The following is a 24,732-nucleotide window of genomic DNA, read 5'->3' as shown; positions in this document are numbered from 1 at the left end:
GAGGCCCAGCACCTGACCGCCGCCAAGAGAGGCCGCCTCGGCAGCCGCGGCCAAGCCCGCGCCGAACGGCAGCACGCGAAGAACGACACCCGCGGGCCGGTCGAGCACGCCCAGTCGGCGCCGGTCGACAAGCCCGCCGAGCAGTCGCGCCCCAAGCCCCTCCCGCCCGCCGTGCGCCAGACCACCGGCCAGCCCGCCCGCACCGGCTCCTCCAACCGCGTCCGCGCCCGCCTCGCCCGTCTCGGCGTCCAGCGCGCGAACCCCTACAACCCGGTGCTGGAGCCGTTGCTGCGCATAGTGCGCAGCAACGACCCGAAGATCGAGACGGCGACGCTCCGCCAGATCGAGCGCGCCTACCAGGTCGCCGAGCGCTGGCACCGCGGCCAGAAGCGCAAGAGCGGCGACCCGTACATCACGCACCCCCTCGCCGTGACGACGATCCTCGCCGAGCTGGGTATGGATCCGGCCACCCTGATGGCCGGTCTGCTGCACGACACGGTCGAGGACACTGAGTACGGCCTGGACGACCTGCGCCGCGACTTCGGCGACGTCGTCACCCTGCTCGTCGACGGCGTCACCAAGCTCGACAAGGTCAAGTTCGGCGAGGCCGCCCAGGCCGAAACCGTGCGCAAGATGGTCGTCGCCATGGCCAAGGACCCGCGCGTCCTGGTCATCAAGCTCGCCGACCGCCTGCACAACATGCGCACCATGCGCTACCTCAAGCGCGAGAAGCAGGAGAAGAAGGCGCGCGAGACCCTGGAGATCTACGCGCCGCTCGCCCACCGCCTGGGCATGAACACCATCAAGTGGGAGCTGGAGGACCTCGCCTTCGCGATCCTCTACCCCAAGATGTACGACGAGATCGTACGGCTGGTGGCCGAGCGGGCACCGAAGCGTGACGAGTACCTGGCCATCGTCACCGACGAGGTCCAGCAGGACCTGCGCGCGGCCCGCATCAAGGCGACCGTCACCGGCCGCCCGAAGCACTACTACAGCGTCTACCAGAAGATGATCGTTCGCGGCCGGGACTTCGCGGAGATCTACGACCTGGTGGGCATCCGCGTCCTCGTGGACACCGTCCGCGACTGCTACGCGGCCCTCGGCACCGTGCACGCGCGATGGAACCCGGTCCCCGGCCGGTTCAAGGACTACATCGCGATGCCCAAGTTCAACATGTACCAGTCGCTGCACACGACGGTCATCGGCCCCGGCGGCAAGCCCGTGGAGCTGCAGATCCGCACGTTCGACATGCACCGCCGCGCCGAGTACGGCATCGCCGCGCACTGGAAGTACAAGCAGGAGGCCGTCGCCGGCGCCTCCAAGGTGCGCACCGACGCGCCCAAGTCGTCCGGCAAGAGCAAGGACGACCACCTCAACGACATGGCCTGGCTGCGCCAGCTGCTGGACTGGCAGAAGGAGACGGAGGACCCCGGCGAGTTCCTGGAGTCCCTGCGCTTCGACCTGTCCCGCAACGAGGTCTTCGTCTTCACCCCCAAGGGCGATGTCATAGCGCTCCCCGCCGGAGCCACCCCCGTCGACTTCGCGTACGCCGTGCACACCGAGGTCGGCCACCGCACCATCGGCGCCCGGGTCAACGGCCGTCTGGTCCCGCTGGAGTCCACCCTCGACAACGGCGATCTGGTGGAGGTCTTCACCTCCAAGGCACCCGGCGCCGGCCCCTCCCGTGACTGGCTCGGTTTCGTCAAGTCGCCCCGCGCCCGCAACAAGATCCGGGCCTGGTTCTCCAAGGAACGCCGCGACGAGGCGATCGAGCAGGGCAAGGACGCCATCGTCCGCGCGATGCGCAAGCAGAACCTGCCGATCCAGCGCATCCTGACCGGCGACTCCCTGGTGACCCTGGCGCACGAGATGCGCTACGCCGACATCTCCGCGCTGTACGCGGCGATCGGCGAGGGCCATGTGTCCGCGCAGAACATCGTGCAGAAGCTGGTCCAGGCCCTCGGCGGCGAGGAGGCCGCCACCGAGGAGATCGACGAGTCGGTCCCGCCGGCCCGTGGCCGCAGCCGCAAACGCCGCTCCAGCGCCGACCCGGGCGTCGTCGTCAAGGGCGTCGAGGACGTGTGGGTCAAGCTGGCCCGCTGCTGTACCCCCGTTCCGGGCGACCCCATCATCGGCTTCGTCACCCGCGGCAGTGGCGTATCGGTGCACCGCCATGACTGCGTGAACGTCGAGTCACTCTCCCGCGAGCCCGAGCGCATCCTCGAGGTCGAGTGGGCGCCCACCCAGTCCTCGGTCTTCCTGGTCGCCATCCAGGTCGAGGCCCTGGACCGCTCCCGGCTGCTCTCCGACGTCACCCGCGTGCTGTCCGACCAGCACGTCAACATCCTCTCCGCCGCCGTCCAGACCTCTCGCGATCGCGTCGCCACCTCCCGGTTCACCTTCGAGATGGGCGACCCGAAGCACCTCGGCCACGTGCTGAAGGCGGTCCGGGGCGTGGAGGGTGTCTACGACGTGTACCGGGTGACGTCCGCGCGCAACAGGACCTGACGGCCGCGGCGACCACGCGAAAGAGGGCCCCCGTCCGGTACGGAGGCCCTCTTTCGGTGAACGGGTCAGCCTCCGAACTCGTGGAGACCCTTCAGCGCCTGGTCGAGCAGCGCCTGGCGGCCCTCGAGCTCACGCTCGAGCTTGTCGGCCTTGGCGGTGTTGCCCTGCGACCGGGCCTGCTCGATCTGGCCTCGGAGCTTGTCCACAGCGGCCTGCAGCTGACCGGTCAGACCCTCGGCACGCGCGCGTGCCTCCGGGTTCGTCCGGCGCCACTCGGCCTCCTCGGCCTCCTGGATGGCCCGCTCGACGGCGTGCATACGGCCCTCGACCTTGGGCCGGGCGTCGCGCGGCACGTGGCCGATGGCCTCCCAGCGCTCGTTCACATTGCGGAAGGCGGCCCGGGCCGCCTTCAGGTCCGTGATCGGCAGGAGCTTCTCGGCCTCCTCGGCCAGCTCCTCCTTGAGCTTCAGGTTCTCCGTCTGCTCGGCGTCCCGCTCGGCGAAGACCGAGCTGCGGGCCGCGAAGAAGACGTCCTGGGCGCCGCGGAAGCGGTTCCACAGGTCGTCCTCGTGCTCGCGCTGCGCACGGCCGGCGGCCTTCCACTCGGCCATCAGCTCCCGGTAGCGCGCGGCCGTCGCACCCCACTCCGTGGAGTTCGACAGCGCCTCGGCCTCGGAGACCAGCCGCTCCTTGGTCCGCCGCGCCTCCTCGCGCTGCGCGTCCAGCTGCGCGAAGTGCTGCTTGCGCCGCTTGGAGAACGCCGACCGGGCATGCGAGAACCGGTGCCACAGCTCGTCGTCGGACTTGCGGTCCAGCCGCGGCAGACCCTTCCAGGTGTCCACCAGGGCCCGCAGCCGCTCACCGGCCGCCCGCCACTGGTCGGACTGCGACAGCTCCTCCGCCTCGGCGACCAGCGTCTCCTTGGCCTTGCGCGCCTCGTCGGACTGCCTCGCCCGCTGCGCCTTGCGCTCCTCGCGGCGCGCTTCCACCTGCTCGACGAGCTTGTCCAACCGGACCCGCAGGGCGTCCAGGTCGCCCACTACGTGATGCGCGTCGACCTGTTCCCGGATGTGGTCGATCGCGGCCTGGGCGTCCTTCGCCGACAGGTCGGTGGTCTTCACTCGCTTCTCGAGGAGGCCGATCTCGACAACCAGGCCCTCGTACTTGCGCTCGAAATAGGCCAGCGCCTCCTCGGGGGAGCCTGCCTGCCAGGAACCGACGACCTGCTCGCCGTCGGCCGTACGCACGTACACGGTCCCCGTCTCGTCGACGCGGCCCCACGGGTCGCTGCTCACAGCGCCTCCTCCACATGATGCCTGCGAGGGGCTTCAGTGCCCCCGGGCATCGTCCACAGTTTCGTCACGGCCAACATAGGCGACCGGCGGGGGGCGTGTCCGCATCCCGCGCGACCGAAATTTCGCAGTTGGGGGGTCAGGATTCGGTGATCGTGGCCTTGTTGATCACGACCGTCGCGTTGGGCGCCGTGTTACCCGTCTGGGGGTCGGGGGCCGCAGCTCCGGCGGCGGCGATCTTCTTCAGGACCTTCATGCCCGCCTCGGACACGGTACCGAACGGTGTGTAGTCGGGCGGCAGCTGACTGTCCTGGTAGACCAGGAAGAACTGGCTGCCACCGGTGTTCCGGCCCTTCTTGGCCTGCGGGTTGTACTGGTTCGCCATCGCGACCGTGCCCGCCGGGTACACCCCGCCCTTGAGGCTCTTGTCCTTCAGGTTCTCGTCCGGGATCGTGTAGCCGGGGCCGCCCATGCCGGTGCCCTGCGGGTCGCCGCACTGCAGGACGTAGATGCCCTGGTTGGTGAGCCGGTGGCACTTGCTGTGGTCGAAGTAGCCCTTCCCGGCGAGGAAGTTGAACGAGTTGACGGTGTGCGGTGCCGCCGACGCCTTCAGGTCGATGTCTATCTCGCCGCAGGTCGTGTCCATCTTCATCGTGTACTTCGCCGACTCGTCGATGGTCATCGCCGGTTCCTTCTTCCAGGTCTCCGACTTGACCTTGCCCGCGGCGGGCTTCTCGCACGGGTCCGGGGCCTTGCTGGGCGAGGCGCTCGGGCCGGCCTCCGCGCTCGCGTTCTTCTTCTTGCCGTCGTCCTCGAACGGCTTGGTCAGGAAGACCGTCACGGAGAACACCACGACCACGCCGAGGACCGAGGCGATCACGGAGTTGCGGATGCGGGCCTTGCGTCGCGTCTCAGTGCGTCGCTGCTGCTGCCGCAAGTACTTCTCACGGGCGAGCTGACGCCGCCGCTGTTCCTGGCTGACCACCGGGTTCTCTCCTCATGCGTCTCGAACATCGACCGGTACGCGTGGGGCCTGTGCGCCGACCGCCTGCGTGTGCCCCGTACCGTATATGGGTTCGCTGAGGAATCGGCAGCGCCGGTAGGCTCTGTGGGCAGCCGCAGCCGCCCGTATCGACACAACGAAGGACGATCGTGCTCATTGCCGGGTTCCCCGCCGGGGCCTGGGGGACGAACTGCTATCTCGTCGCCCCCGCCGCCGGTGAGGAGTGCGTGATCATCGACCCCGGCCATCAGGCCGCCGACGGCGTCGCGGAAGCGATCGCCAAGCATCGGCTCAAGCCCGTCGCCGTCGTCCTCACCCACGGCCACATCGACCACGTGGCCTCGGTCGTCCCGGTGTGCGGCGCGCACGACGTGCCGGCCTGGATCCACCCCGACGACCGGTACATGATGAGAGACCCCGAGAAGGGAATCGGCCGCTCCATCGGCATGCCGCTCCTGGGCGAGCTGACCGTGGGGGAGCCGGACGACGTCAAGGAACTGGCCGACGGCGCGAAGCTGGAGCTGGCCGGTCTGGAGCTGGCCGTGGCCCACGCCCCGGGCCATACCAAGGGGTCGGTGACCTTCGGCATGCCCGAGGCGGCGGACATCCCGCCGATCCTGTTCTCGGGCGACCTGCTGTTCGCCGGCTCCATCGGACGCACCGACCTGCCCGGCGGTGACATGGCCGAGATGCTCGACTCGCTGGCCCGCGTGTGCCTGCCGCTCGACGACTCGACCGTGGTGCTGTCCGGCCACGGCCCCCAGACGACCATCGGCCAGGAGCGTGCCACCAATCCGTATCTGCGGCAGGTGGCCGCCGGCCAGGGAGCCCACGACGCTCCCCGACGAGGAATGTGACGAGACCTTCCGTGAGCACCTTCAAGGCCCCCAAGGGCACGTACGACCTGATCCCGCCGGACAGTGCGAAGTACCTGGCCGTCCGCGAGGCCATCGCCGCACCGCTGCGCAACTCCGGCTACGGCTACATCGAGACGCCCGGCTTCGAGAACGTCGAACTCTTCGCGCGCGGCGTCGGTGAGTCGACGGACATCGTGACGAAGGAGATGTACGCCTTCGAGACGAAGGGCGGCGACAGGCTGGCCCTGCGCCCCGAAGGCACGGCCTCCGTCCTGCGTGCCGCGCTGGAGGCCAACCTGCACAAGGCGGGCAACCTCCCGGTCAAGCTCTGGTACTCCGGCTCGTACTACCGCTACGAGCGCCCCCAGAAGGGCCGCTACCGCCACTTCTCCCAGGTCGGTGCCGAGGCGATCGGCGCCGAGGACCCCGCGCTGGACGCCGAGCTGCTCATCCTGGCCGACCAGGCGTACCGCTCGCTGGGCCTGAGCGACTTCCGGATCCTGCTCAACAGCCTGGGCGACAGCGAGTGCCGCCCGGTGTACCGGACGGCGCTGCAGGACTTCCTCCGCGGCCTGGACCTGGACGAGGACACCCTGCGCCGCGCGGAGATCAACCCGCTGCGCGTCCTGGACGACAAGCGTGAGTCGGTCCAGAAGCAGCTGGGGGAGGCCCCGCTGCTGCGGGACTACCTCTGCGACGCGTGCAAGGCGTACCACGAGGAGGTGCGCGAACTGATCACGGCGGCGGGGGTGGCCTTCGAGGACGACCCGAAGCTGGTCCGCGGCCTGGACTACTACACCCGCACCACCTTCGAGTTCGTCCACGACGGCCTGGGCTCGCAGTCCGCCGTGGGCGGCGGCGGCCGCTACGACGGGCTGTCGGAGATGATCGGCGGCCCCGCGCTGCCGTCCGTCGGCTGGGCCCTCGGCGTCGACCGCACGGTCCTCGCTCTGGAGGCGGAGGGCGTCGAGCTCGAACTCCCCGCCACCACCAGCGTGTTCGCCGTCCCGCTCGGCGAGGAGGCCCGCCGGGTTCTGTTCGCGAAGGTCACGGAGCTGCGCAAGAACGGCATCGCGGCGGACTTCTCCTACGGCGGCAAGGGCCTCAAGGGCGCCATGAAGAACGCCAACCGCAGCGGCGCCCGCTACACCGTCGTCGCCGGCGAACGCGACCTCGCCGAGGGCGTCGTCCAGCTCAAGGACATGGAGTCGGGCGAGCAGACGGCGGTGGGCGTGAACGAGATCGTGGCCGAACTGGAAGCGCGCCTGGGCTGACCCTTCCAGCCCGTCCGGCGCTTGAGGACGAGGCCGTTCAGGCCGACCGGGGGCCCAGGGGGTGCAGCCCCCTGGCGGGGTCGAAGGGGCGGAGCCCCTGGGGGACCGGACGGGCGCGCGGTGCCGTCCGGCTCCGTCCACTCGACGACGGCCTCACCGCCGGACCTCTCCCGCAACGCCTGCGGCTCGCCCTCGGCGGCGATCCGGCCCTTCGCGACGACGGCCGGCCGGTGCGCGAGGGCCTCCGCCTCCTCCAGGTAGTGCGTGGTCAGCAGGATGGTCGTGCCGTCGTCGGCCAGGGCGCGGACCAGCGACCAGAACCGCCGTCGGGCGGCCGGATCGAACCCGGTCGTCGGCTCGTCCAGGAGCAGCAGGTCAGGACCGCCGATCACGCCCAGCGCCACGTCCAGCCGCCGGCGCCGGCCGCCCGACAGCGCCTTGATCCGGCTGTCCGCCTTCGCCGCCAGGCCGACCAGGCCGATGACCTCCTCCGGGTCCCGCGGCCGGGGGTAGTAGCGGGCGAAGTGCCGCACGGCCTCCCGGACCGTCAACTCGGCGGGCGCCGATTCGTCCTGCCAGACGATTCCGACACGTGACCGCCACGCGCGCGTGGCGCAGGCCGGGTCCGACCCGAGCACGGACACCTCGCCCGCGTCCCGGCTCCGGTTGCCCTGGAGGATCTCCACCGTGGTGCTCTTGCCCGCGCCGTTGGGCCCGAGCAGGCCGAACACCTCGCCGCGCCGGATGCCCAGGTCGATGCCGTCGACGGCGGTCGCGTCGCCGTAGCGCTTGCGCAGCCCCCGCACCTCCACGGCGAGGTCGTACCCCTGTGCTGTCATACGACGAGCGTCGGCCGAAAACGACCCCTCAGGGACGACCGGGAGGACATGCTTATGTCCACTGAACGGTGGACAGGCGCCCCCGTGCGGCACAATGGCCCTGACCGAAGCAGTCCGGATCTCGAGTGACGGAATCGGCGGGATGAGCAAGACGACAGTGAAGGACGTCTCCACGGAACCCGAGCCGGAGAGCGCCGAGATCGCGCCCCGTCGCGAGGGCGGCAGCCGGGCCTTCGCCCTGATGCTGATGATCACCGGCGCGGCCGGGCTGCTCGCGGCGTGGGTCATCACGATCGACAAGTTCAAGATCCTCGAGGCCAAGGTCGAGGGCAAGACATTCACGCCCGGCTGCAGCTTCAACCCCGTCGTCTCCTGCGGCAGCGTCATGGAGAGCAAGCAGGCCGCGGTCTTCGGCTTCCCGAACCCGATGCTCGGTCTCGTCTGCTACGGCATCGTCATCTGCGTCGGCGTGAGCCTGCTCGCCCGGGCCCGCTTCCCGCGCTGGTACTGGCTCACCTTCAACGCCGGCTGCCTCTTCGGCGTCGGCTTCTGCGCCTGGCTGATGTTCCAGTCCCTGTACCGGATCAACGCGCTGTGCCTGTGGTGCTCCCTGGCCTGGGTCGCCACGATCATCATGTTCTGGTACGTGACGTCGTTCAACATCCGCAAGGGCTTCCTGCCCGCCCCGAACTGGCTCAAGAGCTTCTTCGGCGAGTTCACGTGGGTCATGCCCGTGCTGCACATCGGCATCATCGGCATGCTGGTCCTGACCCGCTGGTGGGACTTCTGGACCAGCTGACCCGGGCGGTCCGGGCCCGGGCCGGATTGTCGGTGCGGTGATTTAGGGTTTCTGACGTGGAGCCCGACCTGTTCACCGCCGCAGCCGAAGAACGCCAGGAGAAGGAGCCGTCCAGCAGCCCCCTGGCGGTGCGGATGCGCCCGCGCACCCTCGACGAGGTCGTGGGCCAGCAGCACCTGCTGAAACCGGGCTCACCGCTGCGCAGACTGGTCGGAGAGGCCTCCGGTCCGGCCGGCCCCTCCTCGGTGCTCCTCTGGGGCCCGCCCGGCACCGGCAAGACCACCCTGGCCTACGTCGTCTCCAAGGCCACCGACGCCCGCTTCGTGGAGCTGTCGGCGATCACCGCCGGCGTCAAGGAGGTCCGCGCGGTCATCGACGGAGCCCGCCGCGCCTCCGGCGGTTACGGCAAGGAGACCGTCCTCTTCCTCGACGAGATCCACCGCTTCAGCAAGGCCCAGCAGGACTCCCTGCTCCCGGCCGTCGAGAACCGCTGGGTGACCCTGATCGCGGCGACGACGGAGAACCCGTACTTCTCGGTGATCTCGCCCCTGCTGTCCCGCTCTCTGCTGCTCACCCTCGAACCGCTCACGGACGACGACATCAGGGGCCTCATCCGCCGTGCCCTCAGCGACGAGCGCGGCCTGGGGGACGCCGTCGCCCTCCCCGAGGAGACCGAGAACCACCTCCTGCGCATCGCCGGCGGCGACGCCCGCCGGGCCCTGACCGCCCTGGAGGCGGCCGCCGGAGCCGCCCTCGACAAGGGCGAGCCGGAGATCGGCCTGACCACCCTGGAGGAGACGGTCGACCGGGCCGCCGTGAAGTACGACCGCGACGGCGACCAGCACTACGACGTGGCCAGCGCCCTCATCAAGTCCATCCGCGGCTCCGACGTCGACGCCGCCCTGCACTACCTGGCTCGGATGATCGAGGCCGGCGAGGACCCCCGGTTCATCGCCCGGCGCCTCATGATCTCCGCCAGCGAGGACATCGGGCTGGCGGACCCGACCGCCCTGCAGACGGCGGTCGCCGCCGCCCAGGCCGTCGCCATGATCGGCTTCCCGGAGGCCGCCCTCACCCTCAGCCACGCCACCATCGCCCTCGCCCTCGCACCCAAGTCGAACGCGGCGACCACCGCGATCGGCGCCGCCCTGGAGGACGTCCGCAAGGGCCTCGCCGGCCCGGTGCCCGCGCACCTGCGCGACAGCCACTACAAGGGCGCGACCAAACTCGGCCACGGCCAGGGCTACGTCTACCCGCACGACCTGGCCGAGGGCATCGCGGCCCAGCAGTACGCCCCGGACGCGCTCAAGGACCGCGAGTACTACGAACCCACCCGGCACGGCGCGGAGGCCCGCTACGCGGACGCCGTCGAGTGGACCCGGAAGAACCTCGGTCGAAAGCGGTCCTGAGCACCCTGTAAACTCGTCCGGAGTGCCGCGTCCCGTGCAGTCAGAACGGGACAGTCGGCCGGAGCCCCGGTCCTCCGGAATCGGCTCCAGGAGCGTCGCGCACCGTCGAACGGTGTCGCGGGCAGCCCACCACCACCCGTCGCACGACGGGACCGGCCGGTGGGCCACTCGCGTGCTGCACGTATGTGCCCAGACCAGGGGAGCGGCTGCCCACCCCGTCCGCAAGGGCGAGGCGGGTTTCCCCGGCTGCGGATGCGACCTCCCTCAACCCTGACAAGCCGGAAACCAGGAAAGAGAAAAGACAGTGGCGAACCAGTCCCGCCCCAAGGTCAAGAAGTCGCGTGCCCTCGGCATCGCACTGACCCCGAAGGCCGTCAAGTACTTCGAGGCCCGCCCCTACCCGCCGGGTGAGCACGGCCGTGGCCGCAAGCAGAACTCGGACTACAAGGTCCGTCTGCTCGAGAAGCAGCGTCTGCGTGCGCAGTACGACGTGTCCGAGCGCCAGCTCGTCCGCGCCTACGAGCGTGCCTCCAAGGTCCAGGGCAAGACCGGTGAGGCCCTGATCATCGAGCTCGAGCGTCGTCTCGACGCGCTGGTCCTTCGTTCGGGCATCGCCCGCACGATCTACCAGGCCCGCCAGATGGTCGTCCACGGCCACATCGCGGTCAACGGCAAGAAGGTCGACAAGCCCTCCTTCCGTGTCCGTCCGGACGACGTCGTGCAGGTCCGCGACCGCTCCAAGGAGAAGACCCTCTTCACGATCGCCCGTGAGGGTGGCTTCGCCCCCGACGGCGAGACCCCGCGCTACCTCCAGGTGAACCTCAAGGCCCTGGCGTTCCGCCTGGACCGCGAGCCGAACCGCAAGGAGATCCCGGTGATCTGCGACGAGCAGCTCGTCGTCGAGTACTACGCCCGCTGATCTTCGGCAGGCACGCGGTACAACAGCCCGCCGTCTCCCCGTCCCTTCCGGGCGGGCGAGGCGGCGGGCTTTCGCGAATCCGCCGCCGCCGGGCGGCAATCCGGTACGGAGCCGCACCCCCGGCGCGATAGGCTCGTGGCACGACTTTCTCGTATTCAGGCAGATGTTCAGGCACGTTTCAGGGAGCGGGTGCACACAGTGTCCGGTGGAGAGGTGGCCGGCATCCTGGTGGCCGTCTTCTGGGCGATTCTGGTCTCCTTCCTCGCCGTCGCGCTGGCGAGGCTGGCCCAGACACTCAGAGCGACCACCAAGCTGGTGGCGGACGTGACCGACCAGGCCGTCCCATTGCTGGCAGACGCCTCCTCGGCGGTGCGTTCCGCGCAGACCCAGATCGACCGGGTCGACGCGATCGCCTCCGACGTCCAGGAGGTCACGTCGAACGCCTCCGCACTGTCGACCACCGTCGCCTCCACCTTCGGCGGCCCGCTGGTCAAGGTCGCCGCCTTCGGCTACGGCGTGCGCCGGGCCCTCGGCGGCCGCAAGGAGGACGCGCCCGCCAAGGCGTCCAGGCGTACCGTGATCGTGGGCCGCACGGTCTCTCGGCGCAGCGCCCGAGGGAAGAGGGACTGAGAGACAGCGATGTTCCGCCGTACCTTCTGGTTCACCACGGGCGTCGCCGCCGGTGTGTGGGCCACCACCAAGGTCAACCGCAAGCTGAAGCAACTCACGCCCGAGAGCCTGGCCAGAACCGCGGGGAACAAGGCGATCGAGGCCGGCCACCGCATCAAGGACCGTGCGCTGGACTTCGCGCTCGACGTCCGGGACAACATGGCCGCGCGGGAGGCCGAGCTGGGCGACGCCCTCGGGATCAACGAGAATCCCGAACTCCCCGGGCCCCGGCGGTACGCCGCCATCGAGAACCGCAACAACCCCAAGTACGTCGAGGGCTCGACGTACCAGACGTACCCGTACAACCGGAATGAGGACCACTGATGGAGTCGGCTGAGATTCGCCGCCGCTGGTTGAGCTTCTTCGAGGAGCGCGGTCACACCGTCGTCCCTTCGGCGTCGCTCATCGCGGACGACCCGACTCTGCTCCTCGTCCCGGCCGGCATGGTGCCCTTCAAGCCCTACTTCCTGGGTGAGGTCAAGCCGCCCTTCAGCCGCGCCACCAGCGTGCAGAAGTGCGTGCGCACGCCCGACATCGAAGAGGTCGGCAAGACCACCCGGCACGGCACCTTCTTCCAGATGTGCGGCAACTTCTCCTTCGGCGACTACTTCAAGGAAGGCGCCATCACGTACGCCTGGGAGCTGCTCACCAGCCCCCAGGACAAGGGCGGTTACGGCCTCGACCCCGAGCGCCTGTGGATCACCGTCTACAAGGACGACGACGAGGCCGAGCGCATCTGGCACGAGGTCGTCGGCGTGCCGAAGGAGCGCATCCAGCGCCTCGGCATGAAGGACAACTACTGGTCCATGGGCGTCCCCGGCCCCTGCGGCCCCTGTTCCGAGATCAACTACGACCGCGGCCCCGAGTTCGGCGTCGAGGGCGGCCCCGCCGTCAACGACGAGCGGTACGTGGAGATCTGGAACCTCGTCTTCATGCAGTACGTGCGGGGCGAGGGCACCGGCAAGGACAGTTTCGAGATCCTCGGCGAACTGCCCAGCAAGAACATCGACACCGGCCTCGGCCTCGAGCGCCTCGCCATGATTCTGCAGGGCGTGCAGAACATGTACGAGATCGACACCTCGATGGCCGTCATCAACAAGGCCACCGAGCTGACCGGCGTCCGCTACGGCGACGCCCACGACTCGGACGTCTCCCTGCGCGTGGTCACCGACCACATGCGCACCTCGGTGATGCTGATCGGCGACGGCGTCACCCCCGGCAACGAGGGCCGCGGCTACGTGCTGCGCCGCATCATGCGCCGCGCCATCCGCAACATGCGCCTGCTCGGTGCCACCGGTCCGGTCGTGAAGGACCTGGTCGACACCGTGATCGAGATGATGGGCCAGCAGTACCCCGAGCTCATCACCGACCGCGAGCGCATCGAGAAGGTCGCCCTCGCCGAGGAGAACGCCTTCCTCAAGACGCTGAAGGCCGGCACCAACATCCTCGACACGGCCGTCACCGACACCAAGGCCGCCGGCAGCACCGTGCTGCCCGGTGACAAGGCCTTCCTGCTCCACGACACCTGGGGCTTCCCGATCGACCTCACCCTGGAGATGGCCGCCGAACAGGGCCTCTCCGTGGACGAGGACGGCTTCCGCCGCCTGATGAAGGAGCAGCGGGAGCGCGCCAAGGCCGACGCCCAGGCCAAGAAGACCGGGCACGCCGGCGCCGGCGCCTACCGCGAGATCGCCGACCAGGCCGGTGCCACCGACTTCATCGGCTACACCGACACCGAGAGCGAGTCCACGATCGTCGGCATCCTCGTCGACGGCGCCTCCTCCCCGGCCGCCACCGAGGGCGACGAGGTCGAGATCGTCCTCGACCGCACCCCCTTCTACGCCGAGGGCGGCGGCCAGATCGGCGACACCGGCAAGATCAAGGTCGACACCGGTGCCGTGATCGAGATCCGCGACTGCCAGAAGCCGGTCCCGGGTGTCTACGTGCACAAGGGCGTCGTCCAGGTCGGCGAGGTCACCGTCGGCGCCAAGGCGCACGCCTCCATCGACGGCCGTCGCCGCACGGCCATCGCCCGTGCCCACTCGGCCACCCACCTGACCCACCAGGCCCTGCGCGACGCCCTCGGCCCGACGGCCGCCCAGGCCGGTTCCGAGAACCAGCCCGGCCGCTTCCGCTTCGACTTCGGCTCCCCGTCCGCCGTCCCGACGGCCGTGATGACCGACGTCGAGCAGAAGATCAACGAGGTGCTCGCCCGCGACCTCGACGTCCAGGCCGAGGTCATGGGCATCGACGAGGCCAAGAAGCAGGGCGCCATCGCCGAGTTCGGCGAGAAGTACGGCGAGCGCGTCCGCGTGGTCACCATCGGTGACTTCTCCAAGGAGCTGTGCGGCGGCACGCACGTGCACAACACCGCCCAGCTGGGCCTGGTGAAGCTGCTCGGCGAATCCTCCATCGGCTCGGGTGTCCGCCGTATCGAGGCGCTGGTCGGTGTGGACGCCTACAACTTCCTCGCCCGGGAGCACACGGTCGTCGCCCAGCTCCAGGAGCTGATCAAGGGCCGTCCGGAGGAGCTCCCGGAGAAGGTCTCCGCCATGCTCGGCAAGCTGAAGGACGCCGAGAAGGAGATCGAGAAGTTCCGCGCCGAGAAGGTCCTCCAGGCTGCCGCCGGTCTCGCCGAATCCGCCAAGGACGTCCGCGGCATTGCTGTCGTGACCGGTCAGGTCCCGGACGGCACGACCGCCGACGACCTGCGCAAGCTCGTGCTCGACGTGCGCGGACGCATCCAGGGCGGACGGCCCGCCGTGGTGGCCCTGTTCGCGGTGGCGAACGGCAAGCCGCTGACGGTCATCGCCACCAACGAGGCCGCCCGCGAGCGCGGCCTGAAGGCCGGCGACCTGGTCCGTACGGCCGCCAAGACCCTCGGCGGCGGCGGTGGCGGCAAGCCGGACGTCGCCCAGGGCGGCGGCCAGAACCCGGCCGCCGTGGGTGACGCCGTCGACGCCGTCGAGCGCCTGGTCGCCGAGACGGCCAAGTAAGAATCGGGTCAAGAAGATGCGAAGAGGACGTCGACTCGCGATCGACGTCGGGGACGCCCGGATCGGGGTCGCCTCGTGCGACCCCGACGGGATCCTCGCCACCCCGGTGGAGACGGTCCCCGGGCGTGACATCCCCGCAGCCCAGCGGCGGTTGAAGGGCCTGGTCGAGGAGTACGAGCCGATCGAGGTCGTGGTCGGTCTCCCGCGTTCCCTCAAGGGGGGCGAGGGACCGGCCGCGGTCAAGGTCCGGGGCTTCGTCCAGGAACTCGCCCGCATGATCTCCCCGGTTCCGGTGAGACTCGTGGACGAGCGCATGACGACGGTGACGGCCAGTCAGGGACTGCGCGCCTCGGGCGTGAAGTCCAAGAAGGGGCGGTCCGTCATCGACCAGGCAGCGGCCGTGGTGATCCTGCAACAGGCGCTTGAATCCGAACGGGTGTCAGGTAAAGCACCCGGCGAAGGCGTCGAAGTGGTCATCTGATCGCGATACGGTAACGTTCCGCGCGACGCGGCGGCGTTCGAACGGTCCCGCCGCACAGCAAGAGGCGATACGGGAGCGGAGCCGTAAGCCGCGTGACCGCCGCCTCGCGGCTCTAGGGGATCGATGACTGAGTATGGCCGGGGCCAAGGCTCCGAACCGTGGCATCCGGAGGACCCGTTGTACGGGGACGGCGGATGGGGAGGACAGGAGGCCCACCAGGGCCGGCAGTCCCCCTACGGCGGCCAGCCGCAGCACTATCCGGAGCAGCAGCAGTACGACGACTGGGGCACCGGCGAACAGGCCGGATACGGTCAGGCGCAGCAGCAGTACCAGCAGTACGCGCAGCACCAGTACGACCAGCAGCAGTACGACCAGCGGAACTACGACCCGCAGTACGCCGTACAGACGCAGCAGGGCTACGACTCCGGCACCTGGGCCACCGGCTCGCACGGCCAGGCCCCCTACCCGCCCGATCCGGCCGACCCCTACGGGCAGCAGACCGCCCCGTACGGCGAGGACCAGCGCGACTACTACGGCACACCGGACGCGTATCCGCCCCCCGAGCCGCCGGGCCGCCGCAACGCGGAACCGGAGCCGCCCGAGACCGTCTGGGACCCCGGACCGGACCAGGGCGAGCACGCCTTCTTCGCGGGCGGTGACGACGAGGACGACGAACCGGGCGACCGTCGCGGACGCGGCGACGACCAGCAGGGCCGCGGCGGCAAGCCCAAGAAGCGCCGCAACGGCATGGCCTGCCTCTTCGTCGCCCTGGTCCTCGGTGGAGGCCTCGCGGGCGCGGGCTACTTCGGCTACCAGTTCTACCAGGATCGTTTCGCTGACGCCCCGGACTTCGCGGGCGACGGCAGCGGGCAGGAAGTGTCCGTCGAGATCCCCGAGGGCGCGGACGGTTACGCGATCGGACGGGCACTGAAGTCCGCGGGTGTCGTCAAGAGCGTCGACGCCTTCGTCTCGGCCCAGGCGGGCAATCCCGACGGCCGGACCATCCAGGCCGGTGTCTACACGCTGCAGAAGCAAATGTCGGCCGCCAGCGCGGTCGAACTGATGCTCAGCCCCGAGAGCCGCGACAACCTCATCATCGCCGAGGGCAAGCGCAACGCCGACGTCTACCGGCTCATCGACAAGCGGCTGAAGGTCAAGGACGGCACCACCGCCGCGGTCGCCAAGAAGGACTACAAGAAGCTGGGCCTGCCCGCCTGGGCCCAGAACCACCCGGGCGTCAAGGACCCGCTGGAAGGGTTCCTCTATCCGTCCAGCTATGGCGTGAGCAAGGGCCAGAAGCCCGAGGACGTCCTGAAGCAGATGGTCCAGCGGGCCACCGCGACGTACGAGAAGCTCGGTGTGGAGCAGAAGGCCCAGAACCTCGGACTCGACGACCCGTGGCAACTGGTCACCGTCGCGAGCCTCGCCCAGGCCGAGGGCACGAGCCACGACGACTTCCGCAAGATGGCCGAGGTCGTCTACAACCGGATGAAGCCCGGGAACCCGCAGACGAACGGCATGCTGGAGTTCGACTCCACCTACAACTACATCAAGAACCAGAGCAAGATCGACCTGAGCCTGAGCGAACTGCGGAACTACGACAACCCGTACAACACGTACTTCCACAAGGGACTGCCGCCGGGACCGATCGACAACCCGGGCGAGGAAGCGATCAAGGGCGCCCTCAGCCCGACGGGCGACGGCTGGTACTACTTCATCTCGCTCGACGGCAAGACCAGCAAGTTCACGAAGACGAACGCCGAACACCAGAAGCTGGTCGACCAGTTCAACGCCTCGCGGAACAACTGAGGAACTCCTGATGGCCGCACCACACCGGGCCGCCGTGCTCGGTTCCCCGATCGCGCACTCGCTCTCCCCGGTCCTGCACCGAGCCGCCTACCAGGAGTTGGGCCTGGCCGGCTGGACGTACGACAGGTTCGAGGTCGACGAGGCCGGGCTGCCCGGGTTCTTCGAGAGGCTCGGCGCCGAGTGGGCGGGGCTCTCGCTGACCATGCCGCTGAAGCGGGCCGTGATCCCGCTGCTCGACGAGATCAGCGACACCGCGGCCTCGGTCGACGCGGTCAACACCGTCGTCCTCACCGAGGACGGCCGCCGGACCGGCGACAACACCGACGTCCCCGGCATGGTCGCGGCTCTGCGCGAGCACGGCATCGACAAGGTCGACGCCGCCGCGATCCTCGGAGCGGGCGCCACCGCCTCGTCCGCACTGGCCGCGCTGACCCGGATCTGCCCGGGCGAGATCGCCGTCTACGTGCGCAGCGAGGCCCGGGCCGCCGAGATGCGGCGGTGGGCCGAGCGGCTGGAGGTCACGGTACGCGTCGCCGACTGGGCGGACGCCGAGCAGGCCCTGCGCGCGCCCCTGGTGATCAGCACCACCCCGGCCGGTGTCACCGACGCCCTCGCCCGGTCCGTGCCGGAGCGCCCGGCGGCCCTCTTCGACGTGCTCTACGACCCCTGGCCGACCGACCTCGCGGCCCGCTGGTCCTCGTACGGCGGGGCCGTCGTCAGCGGACTCGACCTGCTGGTGCACCAGGCCGTGCTCCAGGTCGAGCAGATGACGGGGCTGGCCCCGGCGCCCCTGGACGCCATGCGAAAAGCGGGCGAGCGCGCTCTCGCGGCCCGCTAGGATCCGCTCTCGGTTCCGCAGGGGGCGGAACAGGGGAGGGGAACGCTCGTCATGTCCACAGGCCTGCCTCAGGCGTCCGCGAAGTCCCAGATATTCGAGGCCCTGCTGGGCTTCCTGCCCGACTGGGTGCAGATCACGGTGATCGCCCTGATCGTGCTCGCCGTCGTGGCGTCCTGGGCCGTGAAGATCAAGCGGAAGATCGCCTACCGCCGCGCCGTCCGGGGCGGACAGCCGGTCCACGCCGCAGCGCAGTTCGGACAGGGGCGCGGGGCGGACTACCTGGGGGAGTACGCCCCGCGGCCGGCACAGTCCGCACCGCAGCCGAGCGGAGCCGACTTCCTGGGCGCCTACGCGCCGCAGCGGGCCGGCTCCGACGGTCCGGCCCCCGGCACGTCCGCCTGATGGACCGGCGGCCGGACGCGCGGCCGGGGCATGGGAGGATCGGAGGTGGCGTACCCGGGTCCGAGCACCCGGCCCGGCCGTAGCCGTACGCGACGGCGTGCGTACGCTGGGCAGTAAGCAGGCCGCGAAAACTGAGGAGCACCGTTGAGCAGGTTGCGCTGGCTGACCGCGGGGGAATCCCACGGTCCCGCACTCGTCGCGACGCTGGAGGGCCTTCCCGCCGGCGTGCCGATCACCACGGACATGGTGGCGGACCATCTCGCGAGGCGACGCCTGGGCTATGGGCGCGGTGCCCGCATGAAGTTCGAGCGGGACGAGGTCACCTTCCTCGGCGGCGTCCGGCACGGCCTCACCCTCGGCTCCCCGGTCGCGGTCATGGTGGGCAACACCGAGTGGCCCAAGTGGGAACAGGTCATGGCGGCCGACCCGGTCGACCCGGAGATCCTCGGCGGGCTCGCCCGCAACGCCCCGCTGACCCGCCCACGGCCCGGCCACGCCGACCTCGCCGGCATGCAGAAGTACGGCTTCGACGAGGCCCGGCCCATCCTGGAGCGGGCCTCCGCCCGTGAGACCGCGGCCCGGGTGGCCCTCGGCGCGGTGGCCCGGTCGTACCTCAAGGAGACGACCGGCATCGAGATCGTCAGCCACGTCGTCGAGCTGGCCTCGGCGAAGGCACCGCACGGCGTGTACCCGACCCCGGCCGACGTCGAGAAGCTGGACGCGGACCCCGTGCGCTGCCTGGACGCCGACGCGTCGAAGGCGATGGTCGCGGAGATCGACCAGGCCCACAAGGACGGTGACACCCTCGGTGGCGTCGTCGAGATCCTGGCCTACGACGTGCCGGTGGGGCTGGGGTCGCACGTGCACTGGGACCGGAAGCTGGACGCCCGGCTCGCCGGTGCGCTCATGGGCATCCAGGCGATCAAGGGCGTCGAGGTCGGCGACGGCTTCGAGCTGGCGCGGGTGCCCGGCTCCAAGGCGCACGACGAGATCGTGAACACGCCCGAGGGCATCCGCCGCGTCTCCGGCCGCTCCGGCGGCACCGAGGGCGGTCTGACCACCGGTGAACTGCTGCGGGTCCGCGCCGCGATGAAGCCGATCGCGACCGTGCCGCGCGCCCTGCAGACGGTGGACGTCACCACCGGTGAGGCGACCCAGGCTCACCACCAGCGTTCCGACGTGTCCGCAGTGCCGGCCGCCGGCATCGTCGCCGAGGCGATGGTCGCCCTCGTCCTCGCCGACGCCGTCGCCGAGAAGTTCGGTGGCGACAGCGTGACCGAGACCCGCCGCAACGTGCGGTCCTACCTCGACAACCTGGCCATCCGATGAGCCCACTGATCGTGCTCGTCGGCCCGATGGGCGTGGGCAAGTCCACCGTCGGGCAGCTGCTGGCCGAGCGGCTCGGGACCGGCTACCGGGACACCGACGACGACATCGTGGCCGCGCAGGGCCGGACGATCGCCGAGATCTTCGTCGAGGAGGGCGAGCCCGTCTTCCGCGCGATCGAGAAGCAGGCCGTGCGCGAGGCCCTGGTCGGGCACGACGGGGTGCTGGCCCTGGGCGGCGGCGCGATCCTCGACCCGGACACCCGTGCCCTGCTCACCGGCCACCGTGTCGTCTACTTGTCGATGGATGTCGAGGAGGCGGTCAAGCGGACCGGCCTCAACGCGGCCCGGCCGCTGCTCGCGATCAACCCGCGCAAGCAGTGGCGCGAGCTGATGGAGGCCCGCCGGCACCTGTACGAGGAGGTCGCCACGGCTGTCGTCGCGACGGACGGACGTACGCCCGAAGAGGTCACCCGAGCGGCGCTGGACGCACTGGAGTTGAAGGAAGCATGAGCGAGGCAGTGACGCGGATCCAAGTCGGCGGCACCGCCGGCACCGACCCCTACGAGGTCCTGGTGGGCCGCCGGCTCCTGGGCGAGCTGGCCGGGTTGATCGGAACCAAGGCCAAGCGGGTCGCGATCGTCCACCCCGAGGCGCTGGCCGAGACCGGTGAGGCGCTCCGCGCCGACCTGGCCGAGCAGGGCTACGAGGCGATCGCCATCCAGGTGCCCAACGCGGAGGAGGCCAAGACCGCGGAGGTCGCCGCCTACTGCTGGAAGGCGCTCGGCCAGTCCGGGTTCACACGCACGGACGTCATCGTCGGTGTCGGCGGCGGCGCGACCACGGACCTGGCCGGGTTCGTGGCCGCCACCTGGCTGCGCGGGGTGCGCTGGATCGCCATCCCGACCACCGTCCTCGCCATGGTCGACGCGGCCGTCGGGGGCAAGACCGGCATCAACACCGCCGAGGGCAAGAACCTGGTGGGTGCCTTCCACCCGCCCGCCGGAGTGCTCTGCGACCTGGCCGCGCTGGACTCCCTCGCGGTCAACGACTACGTCTCCGGACTCGCCGAGGTCATCAAGGCCGGCTTCATCGCCGACCCGGTGATCCTCGACCTCATCGAGGCCGACCCCGAGGCGGCGCGCACCCCGGCCGGTCCCCACACCGCCGAGCTCATCGAGCGCTCCATCCGGGTCAAGGCCGATGTCGTGTCGTCCGACCTGAAGGAGTCGGGCCTACGCGAGATCCTCAACTACGGCCACACCCTCGGCCACGCCATCGAGAAGAACGAGCGCTACAAGTGGCGCCACGGCGCCGCGGTCTCGGTGGGCATGCACTTCGCCGCCGAACTGGGCCGCCTGGCAGGCAGGCTGGACGACGCGACGGCGGACCGCCACCGCACCGTCCTGGAAGCGGTCGGCCTGCCCCTGTACTACCGCCACGACCAGTGGCCCAAGCTGCTGGAGACCATGAAGGTCGACAAGAAGTCCCGCGGCGACCTGCTGCGCTTCATCGTCCTCGACGGTCTGGCCAAGCCCACGGTGCTGGAGGGACCCGACCCGGCGGTGCTGCTCGCCGCGTACGGAGAGGTGGGGCAGTAAGTCCCACGCCGCGCCTTCCGCCCGAAAACGCCTTACGCGGCCGGGCACTTCGGGTCGCCCTCGGCCGTTCACACAACAATGGCCGGGGGCGGTACCGTTCGGTAGCGGCGGGCCCGCCCCCGCTGTCAGCGCCCATCGCCTGTACGAGACGGAGTGGCACCGGATGCAGCACGCAGTGGGTTCTCCGCTGCCGCCGCCCCACCAGACGGGGCACGGACCGGCCGGCTGGTCGCCGGCCGCACACCACCCGGGTCCGCAGCACCCGGGCGTGCCCCAGGGCTCCGCGCCCGTGCCCGCGCCGCCCCCGGCGCCGGGATATCCCGCGCCACCGCCCGGCCCGGCTCCGCATGCCCCGGCTCCGCAACCGGTCTCTGTCCCTCCCGTGCCGGACACCACCGGCCATGTGCCGCTGCCGCCGGGCGGCCCGGTCGCCATGCCCAGCCCGCCGCCCGCCACGGCGGCACCCGACCCCTCAGGCACGACGCTCGCCGTCCTGCTCATCGGGCCCGCCGGTGCCGGGAAGACCAGCGTCGCCAAGTACTGGGCGGACCATCGCCGGGTTCCCACGGCCCACATCAGCCTCGACGACGTACGCGAGTGGGTCCGCTCGGGCTTCGCCGACCCACAGACGGGGTGGAACGACAACTCCGAGGCGCAGTACCGCCTCGCCCGCCGCACCTGCGGATTCGCCGCACGCAACTTCCTCGCCAACGGCATCTCGTGCATCCTCGACGACGCGGTCTTCCCCGACCGGCCGGTCGTCGGCCTCGGCGGCTGGAAGCGGCATGTGGGGCCAGGGCTGCTGCCGGTCGTCCTTCTTCCCGGGCTGGACATCGTTCTGGAACGCAACGCGGAGCGCTCGGGCAACCGGCGGCTGACGGACGAGGAGGTCGCCCGTATCCACGGGCGGATGGCCGGGTGGTACGGGTCCGGCCTGCCGATCATCGACAACTCGCAGATGGATGTACCGGAGACGGCCCGGGTACTGGACGACGTCCTGGCCAGGTCCATCGCGAGTCCGCCGCAGTGGTAGCCGGCGGGCGGTCGGTGCACTGACCCGGCGCTCGGTGCGTGCCGGGCGTTGCTGCCGGGGCCGGGGCGTTGCGCAACCCGGGGTGGCGGGGTGCCTCCCCCAAGCTCTCGGCTTCGCTCGAGCAGGGGCCCCCATCGCCCCAGCGGCACGACTGCCCGCAGCTCGAGCGGATTGCACCCGCACTCGCGTACGCACGGAAGGGGACGTGCCGGGGGGTGCTCGCCCGCGGCGGTTGGCGCGTCAACGGACGGTCAGTTGGTATCCGACCCCATCGCGCTGTTCCGAGGACGGACACCCCCCGGCGCGGCCCCGACCCACCACCTCACGCGTAGGCGCTACGCGCTCAGCCGCCGCCGGCACCCCCACTCGGCCCTCTCGACCGGCGGCATCCCGCCCCCGCTCGTAGGCTCGGGTCATGTCAGACGTGTACGCGGCCCGCCGGACGCGCTTGAGGGAATACTGCAACGCGGGCGGCAGCGCGGCGGCGCTGGTCTCCCGTCCCGCCAATGTGCGCTATCTCGCGGGCGCCGCCCCGCGCGGAGCCGTGCTCCTGCTGGGCAAGACCGAGGACCTGCTCGTGTGCGGCGGTCCGACGGCCGGCCGCCCGGGCCAGGAGCGGCCCGACGAGACCCTGCGCGTACAGATCCTGCCCCCAGCCGGTGGCGGCGACCCGGTCGTCGCGGCCGGCGACCTCGCCGCGGGCCAGGGCGCCGACTCCCTGGCCGTGGAGGAGCACCACCTCACCGTGGCCCGGCACCGCGCCCTCGGCTCGGTCGCCCCCCGGCTGCGCCTGGCCGACCTCGGCAGCGCGGTCGAGCAGCTCCGGGTGGTCAAGGACGAGGAGGAGATCTCCTGCCTCCGCATCGGCGCCGAGATCGCCGACCAGGCCCTCGGCGAACTGCTGGAGTCCATCCTCGTCGGCCGTACCGAGCGCCATCTCGCCCTGGAGCTGGAACGGCGCCTCGTGGATCACGGGGCCGACGGACCGGCCTTCCCGACGTCCGTCGCCACCGGGCCGAACGCCGGGCGGCCAGGGCACCGGCCCACCGACCGGCGCGTGGAGGAGGGCGACTTCCTCTCCGTCTGCCTCGGTGCCACGTACCGCGGCTACCGCTGCGAGATCGGCCGTACCTTCGTGATCGGCACCGCTCCCGCGGACTGGCAGATCGAGCTGTACGACCTGGTCTTCGCGGCGCAGCGGGCCGGTCGTGAGAGCCTGGTACCCGGCGCCGCCTGCCGGGACGTCGACCGGGCCGCCCGTCAGGTCCTGGACTCCGCGGGGTACACGGAGGGCCTCACGGCCCTGACCGGACACGGGGTAGGGCTCGAAATCGATGAGGACCCTCAGTTGAGTCCTGCGGCCATGGGTAAACTGGACGCTTGCGTGCCGGTCACCGTCGAACCGGGGGTCCACCTCCCGGGCCGGGGCGGCGTCCGGATCGATGACACGCTCGTCGTCCGCCCCGAGGCGGACGGCGGACCCGAGCTACTCACCATCACGACCAAGGAGCTGCTCGCCCTGTAGGCAGGTGCGTGCCCCGGGGTCGTACGTCAGTCCAGGAGATTCCGCAACCGTGGCTTCCACGAACGACCTCAAGAACGGCATGGTGCTCAAGCTCGAAGGCGGCCAGCTCTGGTCCGTCGTCGAGTTCCAGCACGTCAAGCCCGGCAAGGGCCCGGCCTTCGTGCGCACCAAGCTCAAGAACGTGCTCTCCGGCAAGGTCGTCGACAAGACCTTCAACGCCGGCGTCAAGGTCGAAACGGCCACCGTCGACAAGCGCGACATGCAGTTCTCCTACATGGACGGCGACTACTTCGTCTTCATGGACATGGAGACCTACGACCAGCTGCACGTCGACCGCAAGGCCGTCGGCGACGCCGCCAACTTCCTGATCGAGGGCTTCACCGCCACCGTCGCGCAGCACGAGGGCGAGGTGCTCTTCGTCGAGCTCCCGGCCGCTGTCGAGCTCGTCATCCAGGAGACCGAGCCGGGCGTCCAGGGCGACCGCTCCACCGGCGGCACCAAGCCGGCCACGCTGGAGACCGGCCACCAGATCCAGGTCCCGCTCTTCATCACCACCGGTGAGAAGATCAAGGTCGACACCCGCAGCAGCGACTACCTCGGCCGGGTGAACAGCTAACCGTGGCTGCCCGCAACACGGCCCGCAAGCGCGCCTTCCAGATCCTCTTCGAGGGCGACCAGCGTGGCGCAGAGGCCCTCACGGTCCTCGCGGACTGGGTTCGGCTCTCCCGGGCCGACACCCGGCAGCCACCGGTGAGCGAGTACACGATGGAGCTGGTCGAGGGCTACGCGAAGCACGCGAAGCGCATCGACGAGCTGATCGCCCAGTACTCGGTCGGCTGGACGCTCGACCGGATGCCGGTCGTCGACCGCAACATCCTGCGGCTCGGAGCCTACGAGCTGATCTGGGTCGACGCGACCCCGGACGCCGTCGTCCTCGACGAGATGGTGCAGCTGGCGAAGGAGTTCTCCACGGACGAGTCGCCCTCGTTCGTGAACGGCCTGCTCGGCCGGCTGAAGGACCTCAAGCCCTCGCTCCGCCGCGACGAGGCCTGAGAGAGACAGAGAATGCCGGAGGGCCCCCAGCGGTCACGCTGCGGGCCCTCCGGCATTCCGTACGGCCGAGTGCCGTCCGACCCTCGGAACGCCGCCGGGG

General features: G+C 70.4%; 21 protein-coding genes and 2 pseudogenes. 20 read left to right on the top strand and 3 right to left on the bottom strand.

Going from position 1 to position 24,732, the window contains the following annotated elements; translation table 11 throughout:
* Window positions 1-2,508: pseudogene (locus SSQG_RS06735) on the top strand (RelA/SpoT family protein); the annotation flags it as partial.
* A 65-nt stretch (window positions 2,509-2,573) separates the two neighbouring features.
* Here SSQG_RS06735 and SSQG_RS06730 read toward each other — a convergent pair.
* Entirely contained in the window at window positions 2,574-3,803 is a 1,230-nt protein-coding gene (locus tag SSQG_RS06730; RefSeq protein ID WP_003988978.1) for a DUF349 domain-containing protein, read from the bottom strand.
* A 136-nt stretch (window positions 3,804-3,939) separates the two neighbouring features.
* Window positions 3,940-4,785, bottom strand: coding sequence for a peptidylprolyl isomerase (locus SSQG_RS06725; RefSeq protein WP_003988977.1), 846 nt, complete (start codon window positions 4,783-4,785; stop codon window positions 3,940-3,942).
* Window positions 4,786-4,952: 167 nt separating this feature from the next.
* On the opposite strand from SSQG_RS06725, the gene SSQG_RS06720 reads away from it, so the two are divergent.
* Together SSQG_RS06720 and hisS are read left to right on the top strand one after the other, a co-directional pair.
* Complete coding sequence (locus tag SSQG_RS06720; RefSeq protein WP_003988976.1) at window positions 4,953-5,660, top strand: MBL fold metallo-hydrolase; 708 nt, start codon at window positions 4,953-4,955, stop codon at window positions 5,658-5,660.
* Between the two features lie 11 nt (window positions 5,661-5,671).
* Window positions 5,672-6,934, top strand: coding sequence for a histidine--tRNA ligase (hisS, locus tag SSQG_RS06715; RefSeq protein WP_003988975.1), 1,263 nt, complete (start codon window positions 5,672-5,674; stop codon window positions 6,932-6,934).
* A gap of 113 nt (window positions 6,935-7,047) precedes the next feature.
* On the opposite strand, the pseudogene SSQG_RS06710 reads toward hisS, so the two are convergent.
* Window positions 7,048-7,773 (bottom strand): annotated as a pseudogene (locus tag SSQG_RS06710) (ABC transporter ATP-binding protein); the annotation flags it as partial.
* A gap of 142 nt (window positions 7,774-7,915) precedes the next feature.
* On the opposite strand from SSQG_RS06710, the gene SSQG_RS06705 reads away from it, so the two are divergent.
* From SSQG_RS06705 to nusB, 17 genes are all read left to right on the top strand, one after another.
* Window positions 7,916-8,572: a vitamin K epoxide reductase family protein gene (locus SSQG_RS06705; protein WP_039932071.1), complete on the top strand. Its 657-nt coding sequence runs from the start codon at window positions 7,916-7,918 to the stop codon at window positions 8,570-8,572.
* Window positions 8,573-8,628: 56 nt separating this feature from the next.
* Window positions 8,629-9,981, top strand: coding sequence for a replication-associated recombination protein A (locus SSQG_RS06700; protein ID WP_003988972.1), 1,353 nt, complete (start codon window positions 8,629-8,631; stop codon window positions 9,979-9,981).
* Window positions 9,982-10,285: 304 nt separating this feature from the next.
* Window positions 10,286-10,900, top strand: a complete 615-nt coding sequence (rpsD, locus tag SSQG_RS06695; protein ID WP_003988971.1) for a 30S ribosomal protein S4 — start codon at window positions 10,286-10,288, stop codon at window positions 10,898-10,900.
* A 189-nt stretch (window positions 10,901-11,089) separates the two neighbouring features.
* Entirely contained in the window at window positions 11,090-11,530 is a 441-nt protein-coding gene (locus tag SSQG_RS06690) for a DUF948 domain-containing protein (protein ID WP_003988970.1), read from the top strand.
* A 9-nt stretch (window positions 11,531-11,539) separates the two neighbouring features.
* The gene (locus SSQG_RS06685) at window positions 11,540-11,893 is read left to right on the top strand and encodes a hypothetical protein (RefSeq protein ID WP_003988969.1); all 354 of its coding nucleotides are present in this window, start codon (window positions 11,540-11,542) and stop codon (window positions 11,891-11,893) included.
* On the top strand, window positions 11,893-14,565 hold the full coding sequence (gene alaS, locus SSQG_RS06680; RefSeq protein ID WP_003988968.1) for an alanine--tRNA ligase: 2,673 nt from the start codon (window positions 11,893-11,895) through the stop codon (window positions 14,563-14,565). Before SSQG_RS06685 ends, alaS begins: the two co-directional genes overlap by 1 nt.
* Before the next feature lie 16 nt (window positions 14,566-14,581).
* Window positions 14,582-15,046: a Holliday junction resolvase RuvX gene (ruvX, locus tag SSQG_RS06675; RefSeq protein ID WP_003988967.1), complete on the top strand. Its 465-nt coding sequence runs from the start codon at window positions 14,582-14,584 to the stop codon at window positions 15,044-15,046.
* Window positions 15,047-15,169: 123 nt separating this feature from the next.
* On the top strand, window positions 15,170-16,855 hold the full coding sequence (gene mltG, locus SSQG_RS06670; protein WP_003988966.1) for an endolytic transglycosylase MltG: 1,686 nt from the start codon (window positions 15,170-15,172) through the stop codon (window positions 16,853-16,855).
* 10 nt (window positions 16,856-16,865) lie between these two features.
* On the top strand, window positions 16,866-17,693 hold the full coding sequence (locus SSQG_RS06665) for a shikimate dehydrogenase (RefSeq protein ID WP_003988964.1): 828 nt from the start codon (window positions 16,866-16,868) through the stop codon (window positions 17,691-17,693).
* Between the two features lie 51 nt (window positions 17,694-17,744).
* Window positions 17,745-18,095 carry a hypothetical protein gene (locus tag SSQG_RS06660; protein WP_003988963.1) on the top strand — a complete coding sequence of 117 codons (351 nt, stop codon included), beginning with the start codon at window positions 17,745-17,747 and terminating at the stop codon, window positions 18,093-18,095.
* Window positions 18,096-18,239: 144 nt separating this feature from the next.
* Window positions 18,240-19,424: a chorismate synthase gene (gene aroC / locus SSQG_RS06655; RefSeq protein WP_003988962.1), complete on the top strand. Its 1,185-nt coding sequence runs from the start codon at window positions 18,240-18,242 to the stop codon at window positions 19,422-19,424.
* Window positions 19,421-19,933, top strand: a complete 513-nt coding sequence (locus tag SSQG_RS06650) for a shikimate kinase (RefSeq protein ID WP_003988961.1) — start codon at window positions 19,421-19,423, stop codon at window positions 19,931-19,933. The genes aroC and SSQG_RS06650 overlap by 4 nt, the downstream gene beginning before the upstream one ends.
* Entirely contained in the window at window positions 19,930-21,021 is a 1,092-nt protein-coding gene (aroB, locus tag SSQG_RS06645) for a 3-dehydroquinate synthase (protein WP_003988960.1), read from the top strand. Before SSQG_RS06650 ends, aroB begins: the two co-directional genes overlap by 4 nt.
* Before the next feature lie 163 nt (window positions 21,022-21,184).
* Window positions 21,185-22,054: a Pro-rich N-terminal domain-containing protein gene (locus tag SSQG_RS06640; RefSeq protein ID WP_003988959.1), complete on the top strand. Its 870-nt coding sequence runs from the start codon at window positions 21,185-21,187 to the stop codon at window positions 22,052-22,054.
* A gap of 415 nt (window positions 22,055-22,469) precedes the next feature.
* Window positions 22,470-23,579 (top strand): aminopeptidase P family protein, encoded by a 1,110-nt coding sequence (locus tag SSQG_RS06635; RefSeq protein WP_003988958.1) that lies wholly within the window; start codon window positions 22,470-22,472, stop codon window positions 23,577-23,579.
* A 49-nt stretch (window positions 23,580-23,628) separates the two neighbouring features.
* Window positions 23,629-24,195: an elongation factor P gene (efp, locus tag SSQG_RS06630; protein ID WP_003988957.1), complete on the top strand. Its 567-nt coding sequence runs from the start codon at window positions 23,629-23,631 to the stop codon at window positions 24,193-24,195.
* Between the two features lie 2 nt (window positions 24,196-24,197).
* A complete protein-coding gene (gene nusB / locus SSQG_RS06625) occupies window positions 24,198-24,632 on the top strand; it encodes a transcription antitermination factor NusB (protein ID WP_003988956.1) in 435 nt (144 codons plus the stop codon).
* The last annotated feature ends 100 nt before the right edge of the window (window positions 24,633-24,732 follow it).

This window comes from Streptomyces viridochromogenes DSM 40736 (assembly GCF_000158955.1).
GTDB classification, from domain to species: Bacteria; Actinomycetota; Actinomycetes; order Streptomycetales; family Streptomycetaceae; genus Streptomyces; species Streptomyces venetus.
Note: the sequence above shows the minus strand (reverse complement) of the source record. Positions and strands in the feature narration are given on the sequence as shown.